This is a genomic window from Cellulomonas sp. PhB150 (assembly GCF_003755175.1).
In the GTDB taxonomy this organism is placed as follows: Bacteria; Actinomycetota; Actinomycetes; order Actinomycetales; family Cellulomonadaceae; genus Cellulomonas.
On record NZ_RKHX01000001.1, the window covers coordinates 162,122 to 174,410 of the forward strand.

Annotated in this window: 10 protein-coding genes and 1 tRNA gene; 6 read left to right on the forward strand and 5 right to left on the reverse strand. The window is 72.3% G+C overall.

What is annotated here, in order from left to right; translation table 11 throughout:
• Together EDF34_RS00745 and EDF34_RS00750 are read right to left on the reverse strand one after the other, a co-directional pair.
• A complete protein-coding gene (locus tag EDF34_RS00745; protein ID WP_123369485.1) occupies positions 1 to 2,439 on the reverse strand; it encodes a lysylphosphatidylglycerol synthase transmembrane domain-containing protein in 2,439 nt (812 codons plus the stop codon).
• Between the two features lie 113 nt (positions 2,440 to 2,552).
• A tRNA-Leu gene (locus EDF34_RS00750) sits at positions 2,553 to 2,626 on the reverse strand.
• A 96-nt stretch (positions 2,627 to 2,722) separates the two neighbouring features.
• On the opposite strand from EDF34_RS00750, the gene EDF34_RS00755 reads away from it, so the two are divergent.
• Positions 2,723 to 3,397: an ANTAR domain-containing response regulator gene (locus tag EDF34_RS00755; RefSeq protein ID WP_123370588.1), complete on the forward strand. Its 675-nt coding sequence runs from the start codon at positions 2,723 to 2,725 to the stop codon at positions 3,395 to 3,397.
• A 49-nt stretch (positions 3,398 to 3,446) separates the two neighbouring features.
• Here EDF34_RS00755 and EDF34_RS00760 read toward each other — a convergent pair whose 3' ends face one another.
• The gene (locus tag EDF34_RS00760) at positions 3,447 to 4,205 is read right to left on the reverse strand and encodes an endonuclease/exonuclease/phosphatase family protein (RefSeq protein ID WP_123369486.1); all 759 of its coding nucleotides are present in this window, start codon (positions 4,203 to 4,205) and stop codon (positions 3,447 to 3,449) included.
• Between the two features lie 233 nt (positions 4,206 to 4,438).
• On the opposite strand from EDF34_RS00760, the gene EDF34_RS00765 reads away from it, so the two are divergent.
• Positions 4,439 to 5,116, forward strand: a complete 678-nt coding sequence (locus tag EDF34_RS00765; protein WP_123369487.1) for a GNAT family N-acetyltransferase — start codon at positions 4,439 to 4,441, stop codon at positions 5,114 to 5,116.
• Here the strand turns inward: EDF34_RS00765 and EDF34_RS00770 are convergent.
• A complete protein-coding gene (locus tag EDF34_RS00770; RefSeq protein ID WP_123369488.1) occupies positions 5,032 to 5,445 on the reverse strand; it encodes a PaaI family thioesterase in 414 nt (137 codons plus the stop codon). The two genes, EDF34_RS00765 and EDF34_RS00770, sit on opposite strands and share 85 nt — an antisense overlap.
• Here EDF34_RS00770 and polA point away from each other — a divergent pair.
• From polA to EDF34_RS00785, 3 genes are all read left to right on the forward strand, one after another.
• On the forward strand, positions 5,444 to 8,173 hold the full coding sequence (polA, locus tag EDF34_RS00775) for a DNA polymerase I (RefSeq protein WP_123369489.1): 2,730 nt from the start codon (positions 5,444 to 5,446) through the stop codon (positions 8,171 to 8,173). The two genes, EDF34_RS00770 and polA, sit on opposite strands and share 2 nt — an antisense overlap.
• Before the next feature lie 113 nt (positions 8,174 to 8,286).
• Positions 8,287 to 8,640 carry a DUF485 domain-containing protein gene (locus tag EDF34_RS00780; RefSeq protein WP_123369490.1) on the forward strand — a complete coding sequence of 118 codons (354 nt, stop codon included), beginning with the start codon at positions 8,287 to 8,289 and terminating at the stop codon, positions 8,638 to 8,640.
• Complete coding sequence (locus tag EDF34_RS00785) at positions 8,637 to 10,283, forward strand: cation acetate symporter (RefSeq protein ID WP_123369491.1); 1,647 nt, start codon at positions 8,637 to 8,639, stop codon at positions 10,281 to 10,283. The genes EDF34_RS00780 and EDF34_RS00785 overlap by 4 nt, the downstream gene beginning before the upstream one ends.
• Positions 10,284 to 10,308: 25 nt before the next feature.
• Here the strand turns inward: EDF34_RS00785 and EDF34_RS00790 are convergent, their stop codons facing one another.
• Complete coding sequence (locus EDF34_RS00790; RefSeq protein WP_123370589.1) at positions 10,309 to 11,133, reverse strand: class I SAM-dependent methyltransferase; 825 nt, start codon at positions 11,131 to 11,133, stop codon at positions 10,309 to 10,311.
• A 130-nt stretch (positions 11,134 to 11,263) separates the two neighbouring features.
• Between EDF34_RS00790 and EDF34_RS00795 the strand changes: the two genes are divergently transcribed.
• On the forward strand, positions 11,264 to 12,289 hold the full coding sequence (locus EDF34_RS00795) for a 6-phosphofructokinase (protein ID WP_123370590.1): 1,026 nt from the start codon (positions 11,264 to 11,266) through the stop codon (positions 12,287 to 12,289).

The following is a 12,289-nucleotide window of genomic DNA, read 5'->3' on the forward strand; positions in this document are numbered from 1 at the left end:
TCAGACGTACTCGTTGCGGCGCAGCCACCGCATCGCCGCCGCTCCCCAGATCGGGGGGAGGTAGAACGTCACGAGCCGGAACGTGATGGCCGTCGAGACGGCGATCGCACTCGGCACCCCGATGGCCTGCAGGCCCACGGTGAGCCCGGCCTCGGTCACCCCCATGCCGCCGGGGACCGGCATGATGCCGGAGAACAGGCTGACGAAGGTGTTGATGAGGATCAGCTGCGAGAAGTGCGCGGTCTGGCCGAACGCGTGCAGGCACAGCCCGAGGATGACGGCCTGGATGAGCTGCACACCGAGGTTGCCGCCCAGCATCGTCGCCACCTTCGCCGGGCGGCGCAGCACGCTGAGCGCCGACTGGGCCGAGTGGGCCTGCTCGGCCACGACGGAGCGCAGCCTCGGGATCGCGGTGGTGATGCTCCGCCGCACCCGGGGGACCGCCAGGGCGATGACGACACCGAGCACGACGAGCCCGACGAGCAGCGCGATCAGGGGAGTGCTCGACGACCCGTCGTCCGTCGTCGTCCCGGAGCCGGCGAACAGGGGAGAGGAGAAGCCGGGCAGCCCGCTCACGACGATGACCAGCAGCAACGTGACCTGCACGACGAACCCGCTGACGCTGTCGATGACGCCGAACGAGACCGCCGTCGCGGCGGGGATCCCGAACTTCTGGAAGAACCGCACCTGCAGCGCGAGCCGGGCGGCGCTCGCCGGCAGCACGAGCGCGATGAACTGGATCGCGTACTGCAGCATGAGGACCGGGAGGTAGCGCAGGCGCGCGGTGATCGCGCCCAGCGTGGCGGCGGCGGACGACACCTGGATCCACGGCGTCAGCACGAGCGCCGCGAGGAGCCAGCCCCAGTCGGCGGAACCGAGCGCCGCGGCCACGCTCGCCACGTCGATGCCCGCCAGCAGCGTGACCACGACGTACGCGAGCAGCCCGACGACGAGCACGGTCCCGATCGACCGCGGCGTCACGCGGCGCAGGCGCTCCAGCGGGGGCTCCTCGACGCCGGCCAGCTCGACCGCTGCCGCGCGGAGCTCGTCGAGCGACCAGGTGGCGGCGCGGACGCCGGCACGCGTGCTGCGCCCCAGGGCGGCCGGCTGCAGGTACGGCAGCACCTCCGCGAGGCCCTCGGTCCCGACCGCGCCGACCGCCGACGCGAGCGCGCGGTCCGGGCCGACCGCGAGCGCCGTCGCGACGAGCAGCTGGGCGCGGTCCAGGCACAGCTCGCTCTCGTCCGACGTCCGGGTCGCGGCGTCGAAGTCCGCCAGCGCGACGAGGCCGTCCTCGCGGACGACGACCCGGCTGCCGTCGATCCGGCCGTGCGCGATGCCGGCCCGGTTGAGCGCGACCACCGACTGCCACGCGCCGCCGAGCTGGTCGTCGCTCAGGGCCGCGCCGACCTCGCCCAGTGACGTGCGCGGAGCACTCGTCACCAGCAGCGCGTCGCCCTGCTCGGTGATCCCCACCGCCACGACGTCGAGCGTCGGCACGCCCGCCTGCGCGGCCAGCAGGGTGAACAGGGCCTCGTGCTCGACCCGGGACCGCCGGGTGCTCCACACGTGCGCACGCTCGCCGCGGCGGGTCAGCGCGGTCCACAGCGACCCGACGACCTGGCTGTCCCACTCGTCACGGCCGTAGACCGTGACGAGGACCTCCGAGCCGTCGAGCGTGCGGCCCGCGAGCAGGTTGTCGGCGCCCGCTCGGTCGGCCGTCGAGACCATCTCCGACGTCGGCACCTCGAGGTCCAGGAGCGCGACCTGGACCTGGCCGTCGGAGAGGCGCCCGGGCGGCGACCCGAGCGCCAGGTGGACGACCGCCGCTGCCGCGACGCCCACGGCGATCGCCGCGGTCGCGCCGAGCACGTTCGTCGCGTCGAGCCCGACCGCCGCCACCGCACCCAGGGCCAGGACGAACCGGCTCGCGTACCGCCACGGCCGTGCCAGGTGCGGCGACGCCGTGACGACGATCGCCGTGATGACCGCGACCCGGGTCGCGATGTAGACAACCGGCGGCCCGGAGGAGACGAAGGCGTGCACGATGGCCGACGCGTCGGTCCCGGCGGCCGCCCCGACGGCGACCGCCGCGCCGAACGCGACGGCACCGGCGACCACCTGGTCCACCAGGAGCCGGCGGCGTCCCCGGCTGAGCGCCGCGAGCAGGACGACTCCCAGCGCCCACAGCGTCAGGACCGCGTAGATGATCGTCCAGAGCCAGCCGAGCACGGGCTGGAGCCATGCGAGGAGCGTGCCGACCGCCCGGTCGCCCCCGGTCGGCCCGGGGGCGGCGAGCGAGAGCACGGCGAGCACGACGAGCGAGGCGACCAGCAGGAGGATGTCCGTGGGCCGGCGCTGCCGCGGCGCGTCGGCAGCCGAGGACCACATGCGGACGAACCCGCCCGCGTACCGCTGGCCCTCGACCGGCCTGGCCATCTGGTCTCCTGGGAACGTGGTGCGACGTCGCCCGACAGGCGATCTGCCGAGGCTACTGGCCCGGAGCCCTGCCGTGGGCGGAGACGGTGGTCGCGAGCACGGCGGTGTGCGAGTGCCCCGAGTGGGATTCGAACCCACACTGGATCGGGTTTGAGCCGAACGCCTCTGCCGGTTGGGCTATCGGGGCCAGCGAAAAGCATAGGGCCAGCCCGCGCGCGCACGTGTCACCACTCACAGCAGCAACTGATGACGCGCGGAGGCGCTGCACCGTTACGCTGTGCCCGTGACCAAGGACGCCCCCGCCACCCCCACCGATGCCATCGATGTCACCACCGCCGGTGAGCCCGTCGAGCCCGAGGTGGTCCCCGCCGACCGCCCGAAGCGCCGCGCGGTCGTCGTGGAGGACGAGGCCCTCATCCGCATGGACGTCGTCGAGACGCTGCGCGATGCCGGGTTCGACGTCGTCGGCGAGGCGGGCGACGGCGAGCAGGCGGTCGCGCTGGCCACCGAGCTCAAGCCCGACATCATCGTCATGGACGTGAAGATGCCCGTCCTGGACGGCATCTCCGCGGCCGAGCGCATCGGCAAGGCGCACCTCGCCCCGGTCGTCCTGCTCACCGCATTCTCGCAGACCGAGCTCGTCGAGCGGGCCCGCGACGCCGGGGCGATGGCCTACGTCGTCAAGCCGTTCAGCCCCGCGGACCTGCTTCCGGCCGTCGAGATCGCGATCTCGCGCTACGCGCAGATCAGCGCGCTCGAGGCCGAGGTCGCGGACATGGCGGACCGGTTCGAGACCCGCAAGCGCGTGGACCGGGCCAAGGGCCTGCTCATGACGAAGATGGGCCTGTCGGAGCCGGAGTCGTTCCGCTGGATCCAGAAGACGTCGATGGACCGTCGCCTGACGATGCGCGAGGTGGCCGACGCGGTCATCGAGCAGGTCGGCGGCGGCGCGTCCTGACAGCGCTCCCACGCACGCGCCAGGCCCGCTCCGGCGGGCCTCTCGCGTCTCAGGAGCCGAACGCCAGGTCGACGACGAGCGCGCGGTGGTCGGACAGGCCCGTGTCCACGGTTGTCGCCGGGCCGGCGGCCCGGACGGCGCCGCGACCGAGCACGTGGTCGATCTGCCGCACGGGGGTCGACACCGGGTAGGTCGCGCCCGTGGCCAGCGCGGTGAAGCCCGAAGTCGCGGCCGCCTGCGCGGGGAGCATGTTCAGGTCGCCCATCAGCACGGTCGGTCGCGGCCAGCGGCTCGTCGCCTCGACCAGGACGTCGAGCTGGTGCCCGTTCCAGCTCGGCAGCCAGCTCAGGTGCGTCCCGACGACGGTCACCGGTCCGGCGTCGGTCGACACGACGGCGACGACGGCGGCGCGTGGCTCGTCCCGCACGGGCCGGCGGACCCGGCCGGAGCCCACCCACGTGATCCCGGGGCGCCCGGCCAGGTGCACGACGTCCCACTCGAGCACCGGGACGCGCGAGAGGACCGCGATCCCGTAGGCAGGCCGGCCGGCGGGCACCGACCCGGCCGCGCGCCACAGCCCCGGCACGCCCCGCATCGTGGGGACGAACCGGTGCTCCGCGCCGCCCATCGCGTCGGCTGCCACCTCGGTCAGCACCGCGCGGCGTGAGCGACGTTGGTGGTGGTCGACCTCCTGGAGCACGAGCACGTCGACGTCCAGGTCCCGGACGGCGGCCGCGAAACGCTCGACGTCGACGCGCCGGTCGGACTCCGAGCGACCGTGCTGGATGTTGTAGGTGGCGACGCGCATGCGGCGATCATGGCCCGTCGGGCACCGCTCCGCAGCGGGGTCGCACGCAACAGATCGCGCTTCACCCCGTGGAAATCGGTCAGATGTCCAACTTTCGTGTCCATCTCGTGACCTGAGGTGCCCGAACCTCTAGGCAAGACGACCCGGTTGGGCCATGATCGGCAACGGCGCCACCGCGGGCAGAGGCGGTGCCACCCCGACCGGATCCCCCTCGTCCCGTCTGGAGGTTGCCCGTGCGCCCCGGAGTTCACGTCAGTCCCGCAGGACCCGACGATCTCGACACGCTCGTCGAGCTCTGCCTGGCCGCGCGCACCGAGGCCGCGGTCGGTGCGCAGCTCTGCACGGACGACACCGAGCGGCTCCGTGACCAGCTCGGCACGCTGCTGGCCGTCCCGGGCGGCCTCATCCTGGTCGGCACGGTCGACGGCACGCCCGCGGGCATGCTGCTCGCGCGGCTCGTCGGGCCCAGCCTCTTCACCGACGCGGTGAGCCTGAACCTCGAGGCCGTCTACGTGCTGCCCGACGCCCGTCGCCGCGGGCTCGGGCACATGCTGCTGGCCACGGTCGCGCAGCAGGCCGACGAGTCCGGCGCGATCGACGTGTACGCGACGCCGCTGCCCGGCAGCCGCGGCATGCAGCGCTTCCTCGCGCGGCTCGGCTTCGCGCCGGCGGCCGCCCACCGCGTGGTCACGACCTCCGCGCTGCAGCGCCGCCTCGCGCACGAGGGCGCCGGACCCGCGCGCCGCAGCGCGCCGCGCGGGCTCGAGGACCTCATCGCCCGACGGCGCCAGGTGCGCGAGAGCCGCAGCGCGTCCGCCGCGATCGATCAGGCGTCGGTGTCGATCACCATGCAGGTCAACCGCGCGGTGCAGATGCGTCGCCCGTCGGCGTCCTCGACGACCACCTGGTAGGTCGCGAGCGTCCGCCCCAGGTGGAGCGCCGTCGCGGTCCCCGTGACGATCCCGCTGCGTGCGGACCGGTGGTGCGTCGCGCTGAGCTCGATGCCGACGGCCGCCCGGCCCGGGCCGGCGTGCACCTGCGCCGCGTAGGACCCGAGGGTCTCGGCCAGCACCCCGGACGCGCCGCCGTGCAGGAGGCCGTAGGGCTGGATGTTGCCCGCGACGGGCATCGTCCCGACGGCGCGCTCGCGCGTGACCTCGGTGATCTCGATCCCCATCCGCTCGATGAGGGTGCCGGCGGCGGGGGGCAGGGACGCGGTGGCGTCGGTCGTGTCGGTCATGGCAGATAGGTTGGCACCCGTGAGCGACGCACAGCCAGCCCGACTTCTTCTGATCGACGGACACTCCATGGCGTACCGGGCGTTCTTCGCCCTCCCGGTGGACAAGTTCGCGACCTCGTCGGGCCAGCCCACCAACGCCGTGTTCGGGTTCGTCTCGATGCTCGCCAACCTGCTGCGCGACGAGGCACCGACGCACGCGGCCGTCGCGTTCGACCTCGGCCGGACCACGTTCCGCACCGAGGAGTACGAGGCGTACAAGGGCAACCGCGACGCGACGCCCGCTCCGTTCAAGGGCCAGGTCGACGTCATCCGCCGCGTGCTCGAGACGATGCACATCCCCGTGCTGACCAAGGAGCGGTTCGAGGCCGACGACATCCTCGCGACGCTGTCGCGGCAGGCCGACGCGCAGGGGATGCAGGTGCTGATCTGCTCGGGCGACCGCGACTCGTTCCAGCTCGTGACCGACGACGTGACCGTGCTGTACCCGGTCAAGGGTGTCTCCGAGCTCGCACGCATGACTCCGGAGGCGGTCGAGGCCAAGTACGGCGTCGGGCCCGCTCGGTACCCGGACCTCGCGGCCCTCGTCGGCGAGACGAGCGACAACCTGCCCGGCATCCCCGGTGTCGGTCCCAAGACCGCCGCCAAGTGGATCGTGCAGTTCGACGGGCTCGAGAACATCCTCGCGAGCGCGGACCAGGTGCCCGGCAAGGCGGGGGAGTCGCTGCGCGAGAACCTCGAGCAGGTCGCGCTCAACCGTCGGCTCAACGCCCTGATCACCGACCTCGAGCTGCCGCTCGGGCCCGAGGACCTCGCCGCCCGGGCCTGGGACCGCCCGGCGCTGCACGCGATCCTCGACGAGCTCGAGTTCCGCACGCTGCGCGACCGGCTGTTCGCCATGCTGGACGACGAGGAGCAGGCGGCCTCCGTCGATGCCGCCGCGGCGACGCTCGACGTCGCGCAGCTGGCCGAGGGCGAGCTCGCCGACTGGCTCGGGCAGCGCACGGGCCGGCTGCTCGGCGTGGACGTGCGCGGCTCGGGGGCGCCCGCGGCGCCCGACGCGTGGGGCATCGCGATCGCCGACGACGAGGGTCAGGCGGTCGCCCTGGACCTCCAGCAGATCGCCCCGGCCGACGACGCGACGCTCGCCGCCTGGCTCGCCGACGCGGACGCACCGAAGTCGATCCACGGCGCCAAGGTCGCCTGGCACGCCCTCGCCGGTCGCGGCCTCGCGCTGGCGGGAGTCGTCTTCGACACCGAGCTCGCCGCCTACCTGTGCCAGCCGGACCGGCGCGCGTACGACCTGGCCGACCTCGCGATCGGCTACCTGCGCCGCGAGCTGGGCGGCGACGACGGCTCGTCGGACGGTCAGGGCGCCCTGGACCTCGAGCTGGGCGGGTCCGACGAGGGCCGCCGGGCCGCCGTGCGCGCCGCGGCCGTCCGGGACCTGACCGACGTGCTCGACGGCGAGGTCGGCGACCGCGGCCTGACCCACCTGCTCACGGACCTCGAGCTGCCGCTGCAGGACGTGCTCGGCCGCATGGAGCGCACGGGCATCGCGATCGACACCGAGTACCTCTCGAGCCTCGAGCGCTCGTACGACGCCACGGTGCGCGAGGCGGCCGCCGAGGCGTACGCGGTGATCGGCCGCGAGGTCAACCTCGGGTCGCCCAAGCAGCTCCAGGAGGTCCTGTTCGACCAGCTGGGCATGCCCAAGACCAAGAAGATCAAGACCGGCTACACGACCGACGCGGCGGCGCTGACGGACCTGTTCGGCCGCACCCAGCACCCGTTCCTCGAGCACCTGCTCGCGCACCGCGACGCCATCCGGCTGCGGCAGACGGTCGAGGGGCTGCTGCGCTCGGTCGCGCCGGACGGTCGGATCCACACGACGTTCCAGCAGACGATCGCCGCGACGGGCCGCCTGTCCTCCGCCGACCCGAACCTGCAGAACATCCCGATCCGCACCGAGGCGGGCCGCCAGATCCGCCGCGCGTTCGTGGTGGGCGACGGCTACGAGACGCTCGTGACCGCCGACTACTCGCAGATCGAGATGCGGATCATGGCGCACCTGTCGGGCGACGAGGGGCTCATCGAGGCGTTCCGCTCGGGCGAGGACCTGCACAGCTATGTCGGCTCGCGGGTGTTCGGGGTGCCGACGACCGACGTGAGCGCCGCGCAGCGCTCGAAGATCAAGGCGATGAGCTACGGGCTGGCCTACGGGCTCTCGGCCTACGGGCTCTCGCAGCAGCTCTCGATCGCGCCCGCCGAGGCGTCCGCGCTCATGACCGACTACTTCGAGCGGTTCGGCGGCGTGCGCGACTACCTGACGAGCGTCGTCGACGAGGCGCGCAGCACGGGCTACACCGCCACGATCCTCGGTCGCCGGCGCTACCTGCCCGACCTGACCAGCGACAACCGCCAGCGCCGGGAGGTGGCCGAGCGGATGGCGCTCAACGCCCCGATCCAGGGCAGCGCGGCGGACCTCATCAAGGTCGCGATGCTCGGCGTCGACGCCGCGATCAAGGCGGAGGGCCTCGCGTCGCGGCTCCTGCTGCAGGTGCACGACGAGCTCGTCGTCGAGGTGGCCGCGGGGGAGCGGGACGCCGTCGAGGTGCTGCTGCGCGCGCAGATGGCTGCGGCCGGCGACGCCGTCCCCGGCGGGCCGTTGAACGTCCCGCTCGACGTGAGCGTGGGCGTCGGGACGAGCTGGCACGAGGCGGGTCACTAGCCCCTCGATCGGGTGGTTCGGCGTGTCGATACCGTTATCAACGTGCGAACCGGGTGAAATGCGACACCCTGGTCCGTGGTGGCAAAGGGGCCACCCCGCACCCTGGAGGCGCAGTGAGCGAAACTGCCGACGGTCTCGAGACCGACTACCAACGCGTCCAACGCAGCGACGAGTTCCAGGCACTCAAGCGCAGGTTCCGGAACTTCGTGTTCCCGATGACGGCGCTGTTCCTGATCTGGTACTTCGTCTACGTCCTGCTCGCCGACTACGCCCACGACTTCATGGCGACCAAGGTCTGGGGCAACATCACGGTCGGCCTGCTGTTCGGGCTCGGCCAGTTCGCGAGCACCTTCATCATCACGATGGTCTACGCGCGGTGGGCCAACAACCGCCAGGACGCCGTCGCTGAGCGGCTGCGCCTGCACATCGAGGAAGGCACCGTCGACAACCAGGGTGGTGCCGCATGATCGCCGCCGTCCCCATGGCCGAGACCGAGCAGATCGGCGAGCCCGCGGTCAACATCGCGATCTTCGGCGTCTTCGTCCTGATCACGCTGGTCATCGTCTTCCGGGCGTCGCGCAACAACAAGACCGCCGCCGACTACTACGCCGCAGGCCGGAGCTTCACGGGCCCGCAGAACGGCACCGCCATCGCGGGCGACTACCTGTCCGCGGCCTCGTTCCTGGGCATCTGCGGCGCGATCGCGATCAACGGCTACGACGGCTTCCTCTACTCGATCGGCTTCCTGGTGGCGTGGCTCGTCGCGCTGCTGCTCGTCGCGGAGCTGCTGCGCAACACCGGCAAGTTCACGATGGCCGACGTCCTCTCGTTCCGCCTCAAGGAGCGGCCCGTCCGGATGGCCGCGTCGCTGGCCACGCTCGCCGTGGTGTTCTTCTACCTGCTCGCGCAGATGGCCGGCGCCGGCGGCCTCGTCGCGCTCCTGCTGGGCGTCGAGGGGACCGGGGCGCAGGGCGTGGTCATCGCCGTCGTCGGCGCGCTGATGATCCTGTACGTGCTGATCGGTGGCATGAAGGGCACCACGTGGGTGCAGATCATCAAGGCGATCCTGCTCATCGTCGGCGCCGCGGTGATGACCGTGTGGGTGCTGGCCAAGTTCGGGTTCAACCTGTCCGACGTGATGCAGGGCGCGATCGACAAGGCGGGCGAGGGCGGTGAGGCCCTCATCGGCCCCGGCAAGCAGTACGGCGCCAACGCCACGAGCCAGCTCAACTTCCTGTCGCTCGCGCTGGCCCTCGTGCTGGGGACGGCCGGCCTGCCGCACGTGCTCATGCGCTTCTACACGGTGCCGACCGCCAAGGAGGCCCGCCGCTCGGTGGTCTGGGCGATCTGGCTGATCGGCATCTTCTACCTGTTCACGCTCGTGCTGGGCTACGGCGCGGGAGCGCTGGTCGGGCCGGAGGCGATCAAGGCGGCGCCCGGCGGGGTCAACTCGGCGGCGCCGCTGCTCGCGTTCGAGCTGGGCGGGACGATCCTGCTCGGCCTGATCTCGGCGGTGGCGTTCGCGACGATCCTCGCGGTCGTCGCCGGCCTCACGATCACGGCGGCGACGTCCTTCGCGCACGACATCTACGCGTCCGTCATCAAGAAGGGCGAGATCAAGCCCGACGGCGAGGTGCGCGTCGCCCGGATCACCGTCGTCGTCATCGGCATCCTGGCCATCATCGGCGGCATCTTCGCCAACGGGCAGAACGTGGCGTTCCTCGTCGCGCTCGCCTTCGCGGTGGCCGCCAGCGCGAACCTCCCGACGATCCTCTACTCCCTGTTCTGGAAGAGGTTCAACACCTCGGGTGCGCTGTGGAGCATGTACGGCGGGCTGATCTCCTGCCTTGTGCTCATCACGTTCTCGCCGGTGGTGTCGGGCAAGGTCGACCCCGTGACGGGGGACAGCCTGTCGATGATCAAGGACACCTCGGTCGACTTCCACCTGATCCCGCTCGAGAACCCGGGCCTGATCACGATCCCGCTCGCGTTCCTGCTCGGCATCTTCGGGACCTACATCAGCAAGGGGAAGTCCAGCCCGGCGAAGTACGCCGAGATGGAGGTCCGCTCGCTCACCGGAGCCGGTTCGGAGAAGGCGACGAGCCACTGACGCACCGTCCCGGGGTGGCTGGTCGTCACCCCGGGACGTGCGCGACGAAGATCGCGGTGCCGGGCAGCAGCGCGCCGCGCAGCGGCGACCACCCGCCCCACACGGCGTCGTGCCCCTCCGGCCACTCGGGCTCGACGAGGCGGTCCAGCACGAAGCCCGCGCCGACGAGACCGGCCACGTGGTCGCCGAGCGTCCGGTGGTACTCGGCGTACAGCACGCGGCCCGACGCGCCGATCTCGACGTAGGGCCGCCGGTCGAAGTAGGGGCGCACCGCCGTGAGGCCGTGCTCCGAGGGGTCGTCGGGGAAGGCCCAGCGCACGGGGTGCGTCACGGAGAACACCCAGCGCCCGCCCGGGCGAAGGACGCGCGCGACCTCGCGGTGGACGCGGTCGGCGTCCGGGACGAACGGGATCGCGCCGTAGGCGGTGAACGCCACGTCGAAGCTCGCGTCCGGGAACGGTAGGTCGCGGGCGTCGGCGACGACGAGCGGTGTGCGCACCCCCGCGGCGGCGTCGTACCCGATCCCGGCGTGCAGCATGCCCTCGGCGACATCGGTCGCGACGACGTCGACGCGCTGCGTCGCCAACCACCGCGAGCACTGCGCCGCGCCCGCGCCGATCTCGAGCACCCGGGCGCCGGAGAGGTCGCCGAGCAGTCGCGCGTCCGCCTCCCGCAGGCCCTCGGGGCACCAGACGAAGTCGGCGGGGCCGAGGAACGCGCCGTGCTCGTCGAGGTACTCGCCCGCGTTCGCGTCCCACCACGCGCGCCCCGCACCGGACGCCGCCAGGTCGTCGACGTCCTGGTACCCGGCGGTCTCGGCGGACTCGGGCTCGGGCGTGGCGGTCGGCATGACCACAGTCTGACCGACCACGTGGGACCGAAGGCATAGGTTCCGGCGTCCGCGCTGGTTAGGCTGACGGCGACGGCTGCTCGACGATGCGCACCTGACCTGCAAATCCAGCGACGAAGGAGTGCTCAGCGTGCGAGTCGGACTGCTCACGGGCGGCGGCGACGTCCCCGGCCTGAACGCCGCCATCCGTGCGGTCGTGAAGCACGGCGAGGGCCAGTACGGGCACTCGATCATCGGCTTCCGCAACGGCTGGAAGGGCGTCGTCGACGGCTACTCCGTGCCGCTCACCCGCCAGCTGATCCGCAACGTCCTGCCCGTCGGCGGCACCCTCCTCGGCACCGCACGGTTCCACCCGCACGCCGACGACGGCGGCATCGACGCCGTGCTCGCCACGCTCGAGGCCGAGCGGATCGAGGCGCTCATCTGCATCGGTGGCGACGGCACGCTGCACGCCGCCAGCAAGGTGGCCGAGGCCGGTGTCCGCATCGTGGCGATCCCCAAGACGATCGACAACGACGTGTGGGGCACCGACCAGTCGATCGGGTTCGACACAGCCGTCTCCATCGCGACCGAGGCGATCGACCGCATCCACACCACGGCGGAGAGCCACAACCGCGTCATGATCGTCGAGGTGATGGGCCGCCACGCGGGCTGGATCGCCGCGACGTCGGGCATCGCCGGGGGAGCGGAGATCGTGCTCGCCCCCGAGCAGCCGTTCGACATCGACAAGATCGAGCGCTTCCTCAAGCACCGCCACCGCGCGCACGCCAGCTTCTCGATCGTCGTCGTCGCCGAGGGCGCCGTGCCCGCCGAGGGCACGTCGATGCACTACGAGACGCAGATGGGCAAGTTCGGCGAGATCGTCGCGGGTGCCATCGGCGAGCGGCTCAAGGTGGAGATCGAGAAGCGCACCGGCTTCGACACGCGCGTGACGGTGCTCGGCCACATCCAGCGCGGCGGCACGCCGACCCCCACCGACCGCATCCTCGGCTCGCGGTTCGGCGTGGCCGCGATCGATGCCATCACGCGCGGCGAGTCCGGCGTCATGACGGCGCTGCGCGGCGAGAGCGTCGAGATGGTGCCGCTCTCGGAGATCGCCGGCAAGGTCAAGTACGTGCCCGACGAGCTCCTCGGGGTCGCTCGCGCGCTCGCGTGA